7 protein-coding genes, 2 rRNA genes and 4 pseudogenes are annotated in these 18,545 nt (G+C 62.4%); 2 read left to right on the top strand and 11 right to left on the bottom strand.

What is annotated here, in order from left to right:
* Nucleotides 1-22: 22 nt before the first annotated feature.
* The 7 genes and pseudogenes from OVA21_RS02415 to OVA21_RS02385 form a co-directional block, all read right to left on the bottom strand.
* Nucleotides 23-3,119 (bottom strand): 23S ribosomal RNA (locus tag OVA21_RS02415).
* Nucleotides 3,120-3,460: 341 nt separating this feature from the next.
* Nucleotides 3,461-4,977, bottom strand: a 16S ribosomal RNA gene (locus OVA21_RS02410).
* The 16S and 23S rRNA genes sit together here, the layout of an rRNA operon.
* 3,396 nt (nt 4,978-8,373) lie before the next feature.
* A pseudogene (locus OVA21_RS02405) lies at nt 8,374-8,586 on the bottom strand (integrase core domain-containing protein); the annotation flags it as partial.
* A 48-nt stretch (nt 8,587-8,634) separates the two neighbouring features.
* Nucleotides 8,635-8,916: a DUF6262 family protein gene (locus OVA21_RS02400; RefSeq protein WP_007632371.1), complete on the bottom strand. Its 282-nt coding sequence runs from the start codon at nt 8,914-8,916 to the stop codon at nt 8,635-8,637.
* Entirely contained in the window at nt 8,913-10,880 is a 1,968-nt protein-coding gene (locus tag OVA21_RS02395) for a tyrosine-type recombinase/integrase (protein ID WP_007632370.1), read from the bottom strand. Before OVA21_RS02395 ends, OVA21_RS02400 begins: the two co-directional genes overlap by 4 nt.
* Entirely contained in the window at nt 10,843-11,931 is a 1,089-nt protein-coding gene (locus OVA21_RS02390) for a tyrosine-type recombinase/integrase (RefSeq protein WP_096906459.1), read from the bottom strand. Before OVA21_RS02390 ends, OVA21_RS02395 begins: the two co-directional genes overlap by 38 nt.
* Nucleotides 11,932-12,032: 101 nt before the next feature.
* Nucleotides 12,033-12,656 (bottom strand): annotated as a pseudogene (locus OVA21_RS02385) (IS3 family transposase); the annotation flags it as partial.
* A 160-nt stretch (nt 12,657-12,816) separates the two neighbouring features.
* Between OVA21_RS02385 and OVA21_RS02380 the strand changes: the two are divergent.
* Nucleotides 12,817-13,982 (top strand): annotated as a pseudogene (locus OVA21_RS02380) (IS256 family transposase); the annotation flags it as partial.
* Between the two features lie 39 nt (nt 13,983-14,021).
* Here OVA21_RS02380 and OVA21_RS02375 read toward each other — a convergent pair.
* From OVA21_RS02375 to OVA21_RS02365, 3 genes are all read right to left on the bottom strand, one after another.
* Entirely contained in the window at nt 14,022-15,257 is a 1,236-nt protein-coding gene (locus OVA21_RS02375) for an ISL3 family transposase (RefSeq protein ID WP_205475939.1), read from the bottom strand.
* A gap of 233 nt (nt 15,258-15,490) precedes the next feature.
* The gene (locus tag OVA21_RS02370; protein ID WP_205475956.1) at nt 15,491-16,375 is read right to left on the bottom strand and encodes an IS3 family transposase; all 885 of its coding nucleotides are present in this window, start codon (nt 16,373-16,375) and stop codon (nt 15,491-15,493) included.
* The gene (locus OVA21_RS02365) at nt 16,372-16,665 is read right to left on the bottom strand and encodes a transposase (protein ID WP_205475954.1); all 294 of its coding nucleotides are present in this window, start codon (nt 16,663-16,665) and stop codon (nt 16,372-16,374) included. The genes OVA21_RS02370 and OVA21_RS02365 overlap by 4 nt, the downstream gene beginning before the upstream one ends.
* Before the next feature lie 344 nt (nt 16,666-17,009).
* Here OVA21_RS02365 and OVA21_RS02360 point away from each other — a divergent pair, with 344 nt between their 5' ends.
* Complete coding sequence (locus tag OVA21_RS02360) at nt 17,010-18,161, top strand: IS30 family transposase (protein ID WP_069389026.1); 1,152 nt, start codon at nt 17,010-17,012, stop codon at nt 18,159-18,161.
* A 17-nt stretch (nt 18,162-18,178) separates the two neighbouring features.
* Here the strand turns inward: OVA21_RS02360 and OVA21_RS02355 are convergent.
* Nucleotides 18,179-18,436 (bottom strand): annotated as a pseudogene (locus OVA21_RS02355) (transposase); the annotation flags it as partial.
* Nucleotides 18,437-18,545: the final 109 nt, after the last annotated feature.

Genomic DNA, 18,545 nt, shown 5'->3' with positions numbered 1-18,545 from the left:
TGCGATTCTTTAGGGGCTGTTTGTGTGTAAGCCCTCGGCCGATTAGTACCGGTCACCTGCACGCATTGCTGCGCTTCCAGTTCCGGCCTATCAACCCCATGGTCTGTGGGGGGCCTTAACCACGCGAAGGTGGTGAGAAACCTCATCTTGGAACAGGCTTCCCGCTTAGATGCTTTCAGCGGTTATCCCTTCCGAACGTAGCTAACCAGCGATGCTCCTGGTGGAACAACTGGCACACCAGAGGTTCGTCCGTCCCGGTCCTCTCGTACTAGGGACAGCCTTCCTCAAGTTTCTTACGCGCGCGGCGGATAGAGACCGAACTGTCTCACGACGTTCTAAACCCAGCTCGCGTGCCGCTTTAATGGGCGAACAGCCCAACCCTTGGGACCTACTCCAGCCCCAGGATGCGACGAGCCGACATCGAGGTGCCAAACCATCCCGTCGATATGGACTCTTGGGGAAGATCAGCCTGTTATCCCCGGGGTACCTTTTATCCGTTGAGCGACACCGCTTCCACTTGCCGGTGCCGGATCACTAGTCCCGACTTTCGTCCCTGCTCGACGTGTCAGTCTCACAGTCAAGCTCCCTTGTGCACTTGCACTCAACACCTGATTGCCATCCAGGCTGAGGGAACCTTTGGGCGCCTCCGTTACTCTTTAGGAGGCAACCGCCCCAGTTAAACTACCCACCAGGCACTGTCCCTAACCCAGATCATGGGCCGAGGTTAGACGTCCAATACGATCAGAGTGGTATTTCAACAACGACTCCACACACACTGGCGTGCATGCTTCACAGTCTCCCACCTATCCTACACAAACCGAATCGAACGCCAATACCAAGCTATAGTAAAGGTCCCGGGGTCTTTTCGTCCTGCCGCGCGTAACGAGCATCTTTACTCGTAGTGCAATTTCGCCGAGTCTGTGGTCGAGACAGCAGAGAAGTCGTTACGCCATTCGTGCAGGTCGGAACTTACCCGACAAGGAATTTCGCTACCTTAGGATGGTTATAGTTACCACCGCCGTTTACTGGGGCTTAAATTCTCAGCTTCGCCTTGCGGCTAACCGGTCCTCTTAACCTTCCAGCACCGGGCAGGCGTCAGTCCGTATACATCGACTTACGTCTTCGCACGGACCTGTGTTTTTAGTAAACAGTCGCTTCTCTCTGGTCTCTGCGACCACCCCCAGCTCAGATCGCAAGGATCGTCACCGGGCGTGGTCCCCCTTCTCCCGAAGTTACGGGGGCATTTTGCCGAGTTCCTTAACCACAGTTCTCTCGATCGCCTTGGTATTCTCTACCTGATCACCTGTGTCGGTTTGGGGTACGGGCCGTGTATGAACTCACTAGAGGCTTTTCTCGGCAGCATAGGATCACTGAATTCCCCACAACGGGTATGCATCAAGTCTCAGCCTTGATGTGACACGGATTTGCCTATGTCACGGCCTACACTCTTACACCAGTACAACCACTGACTGGCCCAGCTACCTTCCTGCGTCACCCCATCGCTTGGCTACTACCAGTTCAGGTCCCGCGCATCCGGTCCACGTCATCCCGAAGGATGCTCTAGGACGTTCAGGGCGGTTAGTATCACTGATTCACCATGGGCGCGCACACACGGGTACGGGAATATCAACCCGTTGTCCATCGACTACGCCTGTCGGCCTCGCCTTAGGTCCCGACTCACCCTGGGCAGATTAGCTTGACCCAGGAACCCTTGATCATTCGGCGGACGAGTTTCTCACTCGTCATTCGCTACTCATGCCTGCATTCTCACTCGTGTGGCCTCCACGCCTGGATCACTCCGACGCTTCTATGGCCACACGACGCTCCCCTACCCATCCATACACCTGCCCGGAGGAGGTTATTGTATGAATGCCGCGGCTTCGGCGGTGTACTTGAGCCCCGCTAAATTGTCGGCGCAGGACCACTTGACCAGTGAGCTATTACGCACTCTTTCAAGGGTGGCTGCTTCTAAGCCAACCTCCTGGCTGTCTCAGCGATCCCACATCCTTTTCCACTTAGTACACGCTTAGGGGCCTTAGCCGGCGATCTGGGCTGTTTCCCTCTCGACTATGAAGCTTATCCCCCACAGTCTCACTGCCGCACTCTCACACCTCGGCATTCGGAGTTTGGCTGACGTCAGTAACCTTGTAGGGCCCATCGGCCATCCAGTAGCTCTACCTCCGAGGTGAAACATGCGACGCTGCACCTAAATGCATTTCGGGGAGAACCAGCTATCACGGAGTTTGATTGGCCTTTCACCCCTACCCACAACTCATCCCCTCAGTTTTCAACCTAAGTGGGTTCGCGCCTCCACGACGTCTTACCGTCGCTTCACACTGGCCATGGGTAGATCACTCCGCTTCGGGTCTAGAGCATGCCACTACAGTCGCCCTATTAGGACTCGCTTTCGCTACGGCTTCCCCACACGGGTTAACCTCGCGACATACCACTAACTCGCAGGCTCATTCTTCAAAAGGCACGCCATCAGCCCTCAAGCCTCTGACGGATTGTAAGCACACGGTTTCAGGTACTATTTCACTCCCCTCCCGGGGTACTTTTCACCATTCCCTCACGGTACTAATCCGCTATCGGTCACCAAGAAGTATTTAGGCTTACCGGGTGGTCCCGGCAGATTCACAGCAGATTTCACGGGCCCGCTGCTACTTGGGAACACAAATCGCCCCGCCGCAAGGTTTTCAGGTACGGGACTCTCACCCTCTCCGGCCGACCCTTCCAAGTCGTTCCCCTAACCCGCGATCAATCAGCGCCCGGTCCGGCAGAACCGGGACATCATGCCCCACAACACCACACACGCAACCCCTGCCGGGTATCACACGCATGCGGTTTAGCCTGATCCGCGTTCGCTCGCCGCTACTGACGGAATCACTATTGTTTTCTCTTCCTGCGGGTACTGAGATGTTTCACTTCCCCGCGTTCCCTCCACACACCCTATGTATTCAGATGCGGGTAACACGCCATCACGCGTGCTGGGTTTCCCCATTCGGACACCCTCGGATCACAGCTCGTTTGGCAGCTCCCCGAGGCTTATCGCAGCCTACTACGTCCTTCATCGGCTCTTGGTGCCAAGGCATCCACCGTGTGCTCTTACACACTTACATTCACAAACAATTAAAGATGCTCGCGTCCACTGTGCAGTTCTCAAACAACACACACCAACCCCACCCACACCCCGGCCACGTATGGCGCATCAAATGTCTCGGGAATCAGTGCCATCAGAAACAACCAAACCCGAAGGCCCGATGGTGTTGTTTCAGACACCCAACAGTGTGTTTCGTCCGGACCACGCTAACGCCGGCACCAGATCCTGCAATCTGATACCGCCGATCACGGCGAGTCCTGCGCGATAGTGTTCCACCCAATGAGCCACAGAGCGCGCCACATTCGGACGCGAACCCTGCGCAAACTCTGACCACACCAAAGCGTGGTGAGTGCTCCTTAGAAAGGAGGTGATCCAGCCGCACCTTCCGGTACGGCTACCTTGTTACGACTTCGTCCCAATCGCCGATCCCACCTTCGACGGCTCCCTCCACAAGGGTTAGGCCACCGGCTTCGGGTGTTACCGACTTTCATGACGTGACGGGCGGTGTGTACAAGGCCCGGGAACGTATTCACCGCAGCGTTGCTGATCTGCGATTACTAGCGACTCCGACTTCATGGGGTCGAGTTGCAGACCCCAATCCGAACTGAGACCAGCTTTAAGGGATTCGCTCCACCTCGCGGTATCGCAGCCCTCTGTACTAGCCATTGTAGCATGTGTGAAGCCCTAGACATAAGGGGCATGATGATTTGACGTCATCCCCACCTTCCTCCGAGTTGACCCCGGCAGTCTCTCACGAGTCCCCACCATTACGTGCTGGCAACATGAGACAGGGGTTGCGCTCGTTGCGGGACTTAACCCAACATCTCACGACACGAGCTGACGACAACCATGCACCACCTGTATACAAGCCACAAGGGAAACGACATCTCTGCCGTCGTCCTGTATATGTCAAGCCTAGGTAAGGTTCTTCGCGTTGCATCGAATTAATCCACATGCTCCGCCGCTTGTGCGGGCCCCCGTCAATTCCTTTGAGTTTTAGCCTTGCGGCCGTACTCCCCAGGCGGGGCGCTTAATGCGTTAGCTACGGCACGGAGTCCGTGGAAGGACCCCACACCTAGCGCCCACCGTTTACGGCATGGACTACCAGGGTATCTAATCCTGTTCGCTACCCATGCTTTCGCTCCTCAGCGTCAGTTACTACCCAGAGACCCGCCTTCGCCACCGGTGTTCCTCCTGATATCTGCGCATTTCACCGCTACACCAGGAATTCCAGTCTCCCCTGTAGTACTCAAGTCTGCCCGTATCGCCTGCACGCCCCCGGTTAAGCCGAGGGATTTCACAGACGACGTGACAAACCGCCTACGAGCTCTTTACGCCCAGTAATTCCGGACAACGCTCGCACCCTACGTATTACCGCGGCTGCTGGCACGTAGTTAGCCGGTGCTTCTTCTGCAGGTACCGTCACTTGCGCTTCGTCCCTACTGAAAGGGGTTTACAATCCGAAGACCGTCATCCCCCACGCGGCGTCGCTGCATCAGGCTTTCGCCCATTGTGCAATATTCCCCACTGCTGCCTCCCGTAGGAGTCTGGGCCGTGTCTCAGTCCCAGTGTGGCCGATCACCCTCTCAGGCCGGCTACCCGTCGTCGCCTTGGTAGGCCATTACCCCACCAACAAGCTGATAGGCCGCGGGCTCATCCTGCACCGAAAAACTTTCCAACCCCCACCATGCGGCAGGAGTTCATATCCGGTATTAGACCCAGTTTCCCAGGCTTATCCCGAAGTGCAGGGCAGATTACCCACGTGTTACTCACCCGTTCGCCACTCGTGTACCCCCGAAGGGGCCTTACCGTTCGACTTGCATGTGTTAAGCACGCCGCCAGCGTTCGTCCTGAGCCAGGATCAAACTCTCCATAAAAGCTTCTCAGCACTACGAAAAGCACAATCCAAGCAAAAACAAACCAAAAACTGGCTGTTCAAACAAAAACGCGACCCCCACGACAGGGATGTGAAAGGGTCGCAACCAAACAAAAAATTTGGCACTATCACAAACAAAACACACTGTTGAGTTCTCAAACAACACCCACACACCACTCCCCAGTCATCCGAAGACAACCAGCTCGCGGGGTAGTCACTGCAATCCGCCACCCGCTCGGGGCAACTTCTCCAGCGTAGGTGACCCGCCCGCCCCAGTCAAACCAGGAGAACCGGACACCCGCACTTTCCCACCACCCGAACCAGGCCCTCGCCTCTCGGCTCCGGCCCGCTCCCTGGCGGCTCCGATAAAGTTACACGGGAGTGTCGACGAAACCAAATCGGGCCTGTTTCCGCAGGTAGGTCTCTTTTTCACTGCATCGAGCCGCGTCGGTCCGTCCGGGGCGCCGTTGGGATCGCGCTACTGCCGCCACTGCGGGCTCTCGAGTAAGACCCGCTGTATCGCCCGCCGAGTCCATCGGCGTGTCGCCTGCCCTGCGGATGTCACGATGTACGCCCGACCGGGCGGTGGCCGGCGGTTTCTAAAGAACCCAGCCCGCCCGGTGGAATACGGCTCGTTCGGCGGAGGGGCGATGCTGGCCCCTTCCAACGGACCCTTCACCGTCGTCCTGCTGCGTGGATACTGGAGGGCTCTCGTCGGAACGGCCTCGCTAGGTGAACAAGCCAGCCGAGATGACCACACTGGGCCCCGCGCCCAAGGAGGAGTCCCAATCGGGAACCGGTGTAATCCGTGGCGCCCGACCCCCCGCTCGGGACGGGGTGTCAAAGGCGGACGCGTAACGCCACCTACGTAGCGGGCGGCTACTGACCCCACCCCCACTGGTCGCGGGTCTGTGCGGTCGTGGTGTCGCGACACCTCCCGCCCGGGTGGGAGTGTTCGCCGAGCGGTCGGATCTCGGCATGGTGGACGAAGTTCGATATCCGCGACCGGCGAGACCGTCTCGGCGACGCTGTGTCCCCAGTCGCACTGCGCCCTCTTCGAGGCGGCGGGGTTCGACCTTCGCTCGTGACGGTGGGCCTCGAGCTGCCAGCGCCGTTTCGCTGCACCGGTGTCGAACGGGTATGGCCGACATCGTCGATGACGAGCGACGTGCGGGGCCGTAGCTCACTCACCTCGGATTCGAGATGGCTCTCGGTCTGCGTCGCAGGAAACCCGGACTGCCATACGTCCGCGGTGTCGAACTGCACTGGGTAGCCACCGGCGTTCGCTCTGAGTCCGATCGCGACAGCCAATTGGGTCTTGCCGAATTCGCGTGTATCGGGGAGGACGAGGCAGGCGGCCTCGCCGAAGTTGGTCCTGTTCGCCCGATGCGCGAGCACGTCCCTGCGCAGGAGGGGTTGGGGGTCTACGCAGCGGTCCCCGACCACTTGGTCCGGGGGCGGGCGACGCGCGAGTACACGGCCGGATGCCGGAAGTTCCACGGTGGCGACTCGGCCCGATCCCTTGGCCACGGACAGGGAGATCAACTGCCCGTCAGCAGGGAATTACGTGTCCGCCTACAGGGAGATTGGCTTGGCCGCTAGCACTTGGGCACGCCGGCGGCGTAACCGACCTGGGAGAGCAGTCGACACGATCCGGGGTCCACCGGCACCGGACCGCAATCGAAGAACCGGTGCATTCGTGAGTTCTCGGGACAGAGGATCTCAGCCTTCCGGGCTGTAGCCATGCGGCCGACCTGGTCGGGCATGCGGGAGGTACTCGATCGGGGTGCCGGCGTCTCGCTTGAAGCAGAGCTGGTCGGCCGTCTGCGACCCGTTCCGCGGCATCGGCTGGTACCGCGTGAGGGATGTCCCGCGCGCGAATCTGCTCGTCGGTCTGAGTTGTACGCGTCTCCCGCGCGCCGACCACAGACATGCTGGGCCCAACCACACTGATCGACCGCGGACGATCTTCCGTGACAAGTACGTTTGACACATCGCGACCGACGACACACCAAATGCCGGGGGAGGCCAGAGACGGTTTCGGAACACCGAGGTCTGCCGATCTGGAGACCGGGCGTGCCCGCCCTGGAAGCCGCACTCGACGACTCCTGGGAGACCCGACTCGAGAGCGTGCAGGCATTCGTCCGATCACTTGCCACGACGATAGACGTAGAGATCTGAGAGAAACCAGCATTCTCCGCGGTGTCGGTTGCACCGCGAGGTGGTCTGCACTGCGACCGTTCATCCGACCGGTCGTGATCATGGACCGCGCTGCGCTCATTCATGACGCTGGCGCCGATGATGCCGTCGGGCGAGAACGATCCGCGGTCACCGGGATCCGGGTCACCCGTCTCGTCGGCCCCGTAGTCCCCCGATCCGAATGGGAGCCGCGACCGGGACGCCGACCACCGGCACACCCACCCCCAACCCATCACGAGGGTGGGGCCAAATCAAAACAGCACAGCGGGGCCAATTGGGCTTGACCCTTGTCATTCTCAGGAACACGGCTGATACGCACGTACCATCGCCATGGCCCTCGAACTGGACCTCGATTCGGCCGAGACAGCCCCCGTGCGATGCGATTGCTAGCCCGGTGAGCTCGCCGTCCTCGGTGCTGAAATGTGGACCGGCGACTGCCTTCGTCCGATCCTGCAATGACGATCCCACGCGCGTCCCGGGGGTTCAGCCCGCCGTCACCGACCGCTGATCATGAGTCCGCGTTCTGCGCCGAGGGCGAGGGCACCGTCACGCTGCCGCCCGAGATCGGCTCGGCGGGCGCCCTTCTGGTGGCGGAGAGGGAGTCGAGGATAGAGGCGGCGCCAACATCAGTCCCGGCGGAATCTACATCCACAAAAGCGGTCCCTGCGCTCCCGTCCAGCCCGGCATCGAGCAGGGGCTCGAGCAACGCACCACTGTCCGCCGACTTCCCCATCCCATGTCCAGTGGGCCGTTCGGGAGAAGGAACACCGTTGTCCCTCCGCGCCGATCGGATCCCCTCGATCTCGGAGTCGCGGACGCTTCCGATCCATGGTTCTCTGAGCAAATCTCCCCGATCGGGGTTTACGAGGGAGTGTCGTCAGGGCCCCCCGGTTCGGCGAGGTGCCACGCTCGATCGATAAGTAGCGACCTCGCCGACGCCCTCTGGTGCCCCGGGCCATCCCTGCATGGAACAACTGCCTACTGCCGGATCCTCGCCAGGCGACGGTGCGACGAACCGCAAAGCGCCCAGCCTTGGCGGACATCAAGCACGGATAGTCGTTCAGACGCCTCCGGTAGTAGAGCAACCGCGGGAAATGAACACGATCTCTGAGGCGTCGCTCGGAGGCCAGGACAGTGTCCGTTCTTCGACCGCACTGACCTGCCGCGTCGATTTCGGACAGCGGAGTTGATGGTTTCTCTACGCTGCCGTTGCCGGCTGGAGGTCAGCGTAGTGCACCTCGTTCGGGCGCTTGTAGCCGAGCGCTGAATGGCGCCGTCGGGTGTTGTAGAACCCCTCGATGTAGCTGATGACGTCGCGCCTGGCCTGCCGCTTCGTGGCGTAGGCGGTTCGGTGGACACGCTCGTTCTTCAGCGCCGAGAAGAACGACTCGGCCATCGCGTTATCCCAGCATTATCCGGCTAATCGGGGGCCTGATGGGCCGTTGGCCGGATAACGCGGTCAGCGGCGCATGCGGCGGAGTTGCTCGTCGTGGCGGCGCACTTGCTCTGCGAGGCAGTTGACCGCGGTTCGCAGGGTCGCGAGTTCATCTGTGAGCGAGGCCATCGGAGTTTCGGGGTGCTTGTGGTGCTCGACGATGGTGCGCAGTTCAGTGCTGCGATAGATCGTCGAGCGGCTCAGTCCGGTGGCGGCTGCGATGGCGACGACCGTGATCGGTTGGCCTTCGCGGGCCAGGTCTGTGCAGGCGCGTTCGACGAGGTTGATCTTGCCGCGGGCGGTCATCCTGCGGCCGCTTCCGTGTCGGCGATGAGCGCATCGAGGCGGTTCAGGAGCTTGTGGTGGCGGTCGGCTTCGTCGATCCACCCTCGGCTTTCGGCGTCGCGGGCAAGTGCTTCGGCGTCTATGCGTTGGGCCGCCAGGATCGGCAATGATGAAGGCTCTGTGCGGTAGCTGGGGCAGTGTTCGCAAATGTTGGCGTAGGTGCAGGCGCCCTGGGCTGGGGCTCGTAGACAGAATCCTCCTGCCATGCGCGATTTGAGCAGCGGCGTGTCCTGCCAGGGACGTCCGCCGGTGATGTCGGCCAGCGGAATTTGGATCCGGCCACCGGGGCTGCCCGGTGCCGGGTTCTGGGGCGGGGTGTTCTGTTTGGCCAGGTCCAGGGCTCGTTCGTATTCCTCGCGGATGGTGGTGTCGAAGAGTCGGCCGTAGCGCAAGCTCATCTCGGCGCTGACGTGACCGAGTAGGGCCATCAGTGCTTGCAGGGAGACGCCAGCGTTGACCAGTGCGGTCGCGTAGGTGTGGCGCAGCTGGTGGGAGGTGATGTGGTCGAGTCCGGCGATATCGGCGGCGTGGTTGAGTTCGGCGCGCACGCCCTGTTGGGTCAGTCGGCGTCCGAGGTAGGTGAACAGAAACTGTGCTCGGCGCCGGTACCGCGGGTGAGGCAACGGCTGGCAGTGGGAGCGAATCTGGATGACCCTGTCGATCAGTTCGAGGGTCTGATCATCGAGTGGGACCATCCGCTCGGTGGCCATCTTGCCCAGGGGAACCTTGAGCCAGGAGCCATTGCCGTCGATCTCGTGGACGCAGTCCAGTTCCAGGTCGAGCAGCTCGCCGATACGTAGTCCACAGGCTCGCTGCAGGCGCAGAGCCAGCGCAGCGAGCTCGTTCGCGGGATGGGTGGTCAGTGCTTGTTGCAGGCGCCGATCAGCGTCGATCGGTAGGTACCGTGGCAGCACCTGCGGGAGTTTGGGGATGTCATCGCGGAAGAGCACTTTCCTGCCGGGGGCCGCGTCCCAGCCCCACTCGGTGATATCGGTCAGGAACGTCATCACGGCGATCACGCGTCGGTTGCGGTCGCCGTTGCTGATCGGTTTTCCGTCCTTGTCGCTGACCGAGTCGGGCAGCGAGGACAGCCAGGGCTCGATATGGTGGCGCCGATCCAGGTCGGCCACGCTGGCAAGGTCAGGATCGATGCCGGTCAAGAACACACCGAAGTGCTTGAGTCGGGTGGCCATGGTCGAGACGGTCTTGACCTGGCAGGTTGCCTTCTTTCGCTCCAGGTAGGCGACCATTTCGTCCCGGATCGATGGGGTGATCTCGGCCAGTCGCTCAGCCAGCGGGATCGGGCCCCCGGCGCGGGGCAGCTGGTCGACCACGCCCAGGTGGTACAGCACCGTCTGGGTGGTGCTGATCGCCGATAGGTAGTGGCTGTGGCTGGTCCCGGTACGCCGTCCTCGTTCATGGCAGGCTGCGGCGAACGCATCGAGGTCGCTTTGGGTCAGCTCGGTGATCGGGCGGCCAGTCTGGATCAGTAGCCGCACCGGCACCTGCGACCCGGTCGCCAGCCGCACCCGCAGTGAGAACCCCAGGTCCTCGGATGCAGACAGAAATCGATCGATCTCCGGCTGCAGCCAGCTGGACTGGATTTCTCTCCAGATCGAGGACAGCTTGCGTTCGAGCAGATAGTCAAAGCCGGGACGAAGGCCCTGGTGAACCATCAGGTACGTGATCAGCGGGCGGGTCTGACTTCCCGCGGCGAGCCGGTCGGCAAGTGGCTGCTGGGCCCAGGCCTCGGGGTCGGGCCAGGTGCGCAAGAACTTCCGTGCGGCGCGCTCGTAGACCGCGTTTCCCCGGCCCGTAGCGGCGAGGCGATCGAGGTAGGCCTGCAACAGGTCCTCGGCCACCAACCCCGAACCGGTGACGGCGGCGTCACCGGGCCTGGTTGCGAAGGCGTGCACGTGCGGCATCGAACTCCCCTTTCACGTGGACCGGAGCCAGATGAACGTAGCGGGCAGTGGTATCGACGTGGGCGTGCCCGAGCAGGGCCTGCATCACCGCCAGGTCGACGCCGGCCTCGGCCAACACGGTGCCGAAGGTGTGCCGCAACGCGTGTGGATGTCCACCGGTGACTCCGGAGATCTCCCGGTGGTACCGAAAGATCGTGCGCAGGCCCGCCGGAGTCAGCCCCTGCCCGCGGGTGGCGCCCTTAGCCACCAGAAACAGCCGATCCGAATCGGATTCGGGACGTTCTGCCAGCAGATACACATCAATCACTGCCCCGACGTCGGGATCCAGGGGCACGCGACGCTGCTTGGCGCCCTTGCCGGTGACGGTGATCCACCGCCCTCCAATGTCGACGTCGGTGACGTTCAGCCCCAGCACTTCGCAAGATCGCAGGCCGCACCACAGCATCAGTCCCGCGATCGCCCGGTCTCGCCACGTCCGCAGACTCGCGACCAGGGCCGCCGCATCCGGCGCAGACAACGCCACCGGCAACGTTCTCGCCTCCCGCAGTCGCAGCGCCGAGCGGGGCTGTCGACGTCTCCTGGTGTGGGCGAGCATCCCAGACCTCTCCCCAGCGACCAGCCACCGCGCCTCGCGACCTCGCGGGACGGGATTGATGGCGTTCGGATCCCTGAGCCCAGTGAAGGAGTACAGGCCCGAGATCGCCGCCAGGCGCCGATTGATCGTCGTGGCCGCGTACCGGTCCACTCGCTCGCCAGTCATCGTCACCACGTTCGTCCCCACCCGGCCCGGGACCGTCGCCTCCCGGCAGACCCTGAGATAGTCGAGCAGGTCATTGGTTATCACCGACGCGAGGTCGAGGTCCTGATCGAGCAACCACCGGCAAAAGGCCAGCAGGTCATACCCATACGCTCGAACCGTCGCCGGCGAGTAGTTCCGATCCAGCAGATAGAGCAGATACTCATTCACGAGCTGGAACCGGGAGGCCTCCGACCCAGCCAGCACCCAACCGTGGTCATCTCGTTCAATCCGAAGGCCGAGTCTGCTGTTCATGGAAACAGGTGTAGCACTTGTGACTCACATCACAGATGATTAGCTACTTCGTGGCGTGTCGCTGACCAGCAATGATTATCGAATTAGCCGGTTAAGAGGGACACGCCCGTTCTGCCCATCGACGACCGCATCCCCAGGTCCTTGACCAGCTTGCGGTAGTCGCCCGAGGTGTAGACGCTGCCGCGGTCGGAATGGAAGATCGCCCGCGGTTCGATCACCGTCGTCGCGGCGGCGTTCTTCAAAGCGGTCTCGACCAGTTCGGTGCGCATGTGGTCGGCGATCGACCAGCCCACGACTTTCTTGGAGTAGCAGTCGATCACCGTCGCCAGGTACACGAACCCCTGCCAGGTGTGGATGTAGGTGATGTCGCCGACGAACTTGACCCCAGGTCGTTCGGCGGTGAAATCGCGTTCGAGCAGGTCAGGCATGTCGGCTGCAGCAGCGTCGTCGGCTTCGGTGGTCACCCGAAATGGTCTCGGCTGGCAGGCCACCAGGCCCTCGGAGCGCATGATCTGACGCACCAACTCCTGGGAGCACTGGGTGCCCTCGTCGACCAGGTCGGCGTGAATCCGCCGATACCCGTACGTGCCGTCAGTGGCGGCGAAGAAGTGCCTCACCCTGGCCGTGAGCGCCTGTCTGCGGGCAGCTGTGGCCGAGGTCGGGCGCGAGAGCCAGTTGTAGAACCCGGAGGTCGAGACGGCCAGCCAGGCGCACATCTTGTAGAGCGGGTTGGTCTCGGACGGGTCGTTCCTAGTAGTGCCCCATAGAGTGGTGTAACTCGGTGGCCGAGATCGTCTCCGACATCCGTGTCGTTGACGGATGTAGAGCGGCCACCGCGTGATCTTTCGAGTCAACCGTCTAAAGAATCCTCGAGGAGTCATCGCGATGACCGCACCCCATATTGTCGACCCGGCAGGCCTGCTTGGCCAAGCCCTATCTGACGCGTCGCCGGATCTGATGCGCGAGCTGCTGGGAGACCATGATCAACGCACTGCTCTCCGCCGATGCCGACGCTGTGTGCGGCGCCGAGTGGAACGCCCGCTCGGCTGAGCGCACCAACCACCGCAATGGCTACCGCCACCGGCCCCTGGATACGCGGGTCGGCACCGTCGACGTCGCCGTCCCGAAGTTGCGCTCGGGCAGCTACTTCCCCGAGTGGCTGCTCGAGCGCCGCAAGCGGGCCGAGTCCGCGCTGATCACCGTCGTAGCCGACTGCTATCTGGCCGGGGTGTCTACCCGCCGGATGGACAAGCTGGTCAAGACCCTGGGTATCGACTCGCTGTCCAAGTCGCAGGTCTCACGCATGGCCCAGGACCTGGACGAGCAGGTCGCGGCGTTCCGGCACCGCCGCCTGGACGAGGCCGGGCCGTTCACCTTCGTCACCGCCGACGCGTTGACGATCAAGGTCCGCGAGAACAAGCAGGTCGTCAAGGCTTCCGTGCTGCTGGCCACCGGCGTCAACGGCGACGGCCACCGCGAGGTACTGGGCATACAGGTCGCCACCAGTGAGACCACGGCCTCGTGGAACACCTTCTTCGCCGACCTGGTTGCCCGCGGCCTGGGCGGGGTGCGGCTGGTGACCTCCGATGCCCACGCCGGGCTGGTCGGGGCGATTGCGGCGAACCTGCCGGGAGCCGCGTGGCAACGCTGCCGCACCCACTACTCGGCGAACCTCATGGCGGTGTGCCCCAAGTCCATGTGGCCGGCCGTGAAGGCGATGCTGCACAGCGTGTACGACCAGCCCAACGACACCGCGGTGCACGAGCAGTTCGACCGGCTCCTCGAGTACACCGAAGGCAGACTGCCCGACGTGGCTGAGCACCTCGGCGACGCCCGCGAGGACCTGCTCGCCTTCACCGTGTTCCCCGACGACGTGTGGCGACAGATCTGGTCCAACAACCCCACCGAGCGGCTCAACCGAGAGATCCGCCGCCGCACCGACGTCGTGGGCATCTTCCGCGGGCCGCGATGCCATCGCCCGCCTCATCGGCGCCGTCCTTGCCGAGCAGACCGACGAATGGGCCGAAGGACGCCGATACCTCGGACTGGAGTGTTCCCGCTAAAGTGGCTCTTCGCATCTAAGTGTGGGGTCAGGTCCGTAGCCCGCCGGCGATGAGGAGCATCCGCAGGCGGTAGTTGTCGCGGTTGCGGTAGCCGCGGGCCAGGCGCCGGTGGAGTTCGATGAGGCCGTTGATCGCTTCGGTTCCTCCGTTGTTGGATCGGTCGGTGGTCCAGTAGGCGAGGAAGGAGTCCTTCCACTTGCGAAGAGTGCGGCCGAGGCGGGCGATCTCTGGGATCGGGCAGGACGGCAAGGTCGCGAGTATCTTCTCCGCAGCGCTGCGCCCGGCTGGCAGGTCTTTATGGTGGTAGGCCTGTCGGAGTTCGTGGGCGATCTGCCAGGCGAGGAACAGTTCCTCGTGCCTGGGGTCGGCGGCCAGTGCGTCATTGAACCGTCGCCACTGCCGCTCGGTCAGCCGTGCCGGGTCGCAGCGGATGATGGTGCGGATCCCGTAGAGCGGGTCGCCCTTGCGTCCGCGGTGCCCGCAGATCTGCTGCTGCAACCTACGGCGGACCTCGTCCACGGCACCGAGAGCGAGCTTGACGACATGGAAAGCGTCGAGCACCGCGGTGGCGTCCTCGAGTTCGTCATCGATGGCCCGCTTGTAGCCGTGGAACGGATCCAAGGCGGCGATCTCGACACCGCTGGTGAAGCCCTCACCGCGTCCGGTGAGCCAGTCGGCCAGCACTGCCCCGGAGCGGCCTGGCACGAGATCCAGCAGTCTGGCCTGCACCTTTCCGTCCCGATCGCGGGTGAGGTCGACCATCCCGGTCAGTTCTTTCGGCCCGCGTTTGCGGCGGGAGACGTGGTGCCAGATGTGTTCATCGACTCCGAGGGTGAGGACGCCGTCGAAGCGGTCCGGATCATCGGCGAGCGACTGCAGCACGGCCTTGACCGGCGTCCACACGGTGTGCCACGCGGTGCCGAGCTGGCGGGCCAGTCCGTTGACGGTGGCGTGCTCTCGTCGCAGCTGCTGTACCGCCCACTCCACTACGCGGGTCGTGGTGGCGTGCCGCGGCGAGGCCAGGCCGGGAAGATGTTCGACGAAGGTGCAGCGTTCGCACGCCGCTCCCGGGCACAGGAAGCGGCGCTTGCGCCAGATGATCGTGACGGGGCGACCGAACGAGGGGATGTCGACCAGACGCACTACCTGCCGGCCATGGCCTACTCCGACGGCGCCGCAGTCGGGGCACCCGACAGGCCCAGGCTCGGACTCGACGGTCACCTCCAGGTGCTCGTCGACCATGCGCGCATCAAGGACGTACACGTCATCGAGACCGACGAGAACATCGCAGCGGGAACAACGAGACGAAGGTGCGGCGCCAGCGGCAGGCCGGCAGCACCCGATAGGCTCAGACATGGGTCGAGGCCCCTTCGGGATTGGGTGTAGAGGTACTTCCAATCCTTCAGGGCCTCGACCCTCTTGCTCCCTACTGCTTCACCGGCGTGTCGCCCTCACCCACACTTAGATGCGAAGAGCCGCTAAAGTGGCCACTGCAATTAAGCGGCGAGTTCGTATATGTCTCTGAATCCTAGTTCAAACTCGGCTGGTGTCAAATAGCCCAGTGTGGAATGTCGTCGCGTCCTGTTGTAGTACTCCTCGATCCAGATGAATGTGCTCTTTTTGAGTGATTTGAGAGTGGGCCATGGGCGCGTGTGAATGAGTTCCTTCTTGTAGCTCGCGAAGAATGATTCTGCGACCGCGTTGTCGAAACAAATGCCAGTTCGCCCCAATGATCGTCTGATATTGTTTTCACTGCAGTATTTGTCGAAGTCGGTGGACGTGTATTGAGTTCCGCGATCGCTGTGGAATATGACTTCTCCGGATGGTCGACGGCGAGCGATGGCCATGTCCAGTGCGTCGGTGACCAGCTCGGTGCGCATGTGGTCGGCCACGGCCCATCCGACGACCATCCTGGAGTGCAGATCGATGACCGTGGCCACGTACGCCCAGCCGTTCCAGGTCCGCACGTAGGTGATATCGCCGCACCACTTGGTGTTCGCCTCTGCCGCCGTGAAGTCGCGGCCGATGAGGTCAGGTGCGGCGACGGGGCTGTCTCCGGCGACGGTGGTGCGCTTCCACGCCTTCGGGTGGCGGCCTTCCAGGCCTGCGGCCTTCATGAGCCGCCACACCCGCTTGTGCGAGGCCCGGTGGCCGCCGGCGGCGAGCTCGGCGCGCATGCGTCGAACGCCGGGACGGCCGTTGAGGTGCTCGTAGTGGTGCTCGATCAGCGCTGTTAACTCGTCGTCTCGGAGGTCTCGAGCTGAGCGGGACGTGCCGCGCCACTTGTAGTAGCCAGAAGTCGAGACGCCGAGTTGAGCACACATGAACGTGACCGGGTAGGAGTTGGATTCAGCCCAGTCCGCGATAGCCGCGAATTTCACCGCGGGTCTTTCGCGAACCAGGTCGCTACTTTTTTTGCGAACTCCGCCTCCATCCGGGCGTGCTTCACTTCTTCGCGGAGGCGCTCGAGTTCTGCCCGCTCGTCCTCATTCAACGGGCGGTCAGAATCGCCGTTTCCCTCGTCTCGAGTCTTCTTCACCCATTTCCCCAGTGTCATCTCGTGAACGCCGATACTGCGTGCAACTTCGGCGATCGTACGGCCATCGTCGATGACCAAACTTACCGCGTTGGCCTTGTACTCGGCAGTGAAGCTCCGACGAGTCGATCCCATAATCCGCTCCCTCTATCTTGGGGGAACTCACCGCTCATCTCCGGGTGTCCACCAGAACGGGAACGGTCCAGACTCGAAGTCCTGGGCCGCTGCCGACTCACCCTGACCACCGACACCGACACCAGCTCGCAGACGGAGGTGACCACTGATGCACTGATGCAACTACCCGCCTGATCACCAACGAAGGATCACAATTCAGTTACACCACTTCTAGGGGCTTGACCTCGTTCCTGCAGGAGTCGATGTACTCGTATCGGCTCACGGTCGCTGCTCCCGCGCGAAGTAAGCCGCCTTAGACTCAAACCGTCAACGCAACACCAAGCAATCTATGGTGGAGGTGGACGATGGCTAAGATTGGCCGGCCCGGACTGCCGCCGGAGGAACGGCAGCGGGTCTGGGATATGTGGAAGGCGGGGTCGTCGATCAGTGAGATCTCGCGATCGGTCGACTCGCCGCCGGGTTCGGTGTTTTCGATCCTGCGGCCCAAGGGCGGGATCTATCAGTCGCCGCAGAAGCGCCGGGCGGGGACATTGAGTCTGTCCGATCGGGAGGAGATCTCCCGCGGTCTGGCGGCGGGCGACTCGTACCGCCAGATCGGTCGCCAGCTGGGACGGCCTGCGTCAACGATCAGCCGAGAAGTCGGGCAGAACGAGGGTAGGGAGCGCTATCGCGCCATCGACGCAGACGACCGCGCCTGGCGCCGGGCCCGGCGTCCTCAGAAGCCCAAGCTGGCCACGAACCCTGTACTGCGAGGCTACGTCGCTGCACGCCTGAAAGAGGAATGGTCTCCGGAACAGATCGCTGGTCGGCTGAAGAAGCAGTACCCAGCCGGGTCGCGGATGCTGATCTCGCACGAGGCGATCTATCGGTCGCTGTACATCCAATCCTGGAATGTGCTGGACAAGTCGTTACAGAAGCAGTTGCGCACCGGCAGACCGATTCGTCGCGCGGTCAGCAACACCACCTCCGGCCAGTGGCGCTCGCAGATCAAAGACGCCGTGTCGATTGATGCCCGTCCAGACGACGTCGCGGACCGCGCTGTTCCAGGTCACTGGGAAGGCGATTTGATGATCGGATCGGAGCAGTCCCAGATCGCCACGGTCGTGGAACGCTCCAGCCGCTACACCTGCTTAGTCCAGGTCGACTCACGCCATGCGTCCTCTGTTACTGAAGGACTGTGCCGGGAGCTGTCGGCGCTCCCGGAGACGATGTCTCGCTCCCTGACGTGGGACCGCGGCATGGAGCTGGCCGGACACAAAGACGTCGCCGCCGGCACCGGGATCAGCGTGTACTTCGCCGACCCACACTCGCCCTGGCAGCGCGGCACCAACGAGAACACCAATCGCTGGCTTCGTCAGTATTTTCCGAAGAAGACAAGCATGAACGGCTACTCCCAGGCTGACTTGCACCGAATCGCGGAGAGATTGAACAACCGGCCCCGGAAAACCCTCGACTACGACACTCCCGCCGAACGCTACGCCGCCCTGTTGCATTGACGATTTGAATCCAAGGCTGCTTTTTTCAGGAACGCCGTTTCGGCGCGGAGTTCGGAGTTCTCCCGCTCCAGCTCCTTGAGTCGTGCCCGTTCATCGAGCGTCACCTCGGTCTCGGTACCGCCGTGGGCCTGCCGGTACTTGTTCAACCAGTTCCGCAACGTCTCGGGGCCCACGCCGTAGGCCACCGCGACGTCCTTGATCGTCTTCGAGGTCGTGATGACCTCCTGGCACAGCTCATCCTTGAACTCCTGGCTGAACCGCCTGCGTTGGCAGATAGGGCCAGTGGGTACGCCTAGTCCGGCGATCCGGTACTTCGATTCCGGCGACTCGGTACTCCTTGGGGCGGGCGGGGTGGTCTGCTCGGGGTGAGGCGGCGCGACTGCG

It is taken from the genome of Dietzia sp. SL131, assembly GCF_026672565.1.
In the GTDB taxonomy this organism is placed as follows: Bacteria; Actinomycetota; Actinomycetes; order Mycobacteriales; family Mycobacteriaceae; genus Dietzia; species Dietzia kunjamensis.
This window is presented reverse-complemented; position numbering and strand designations above follow the sequence as displayed.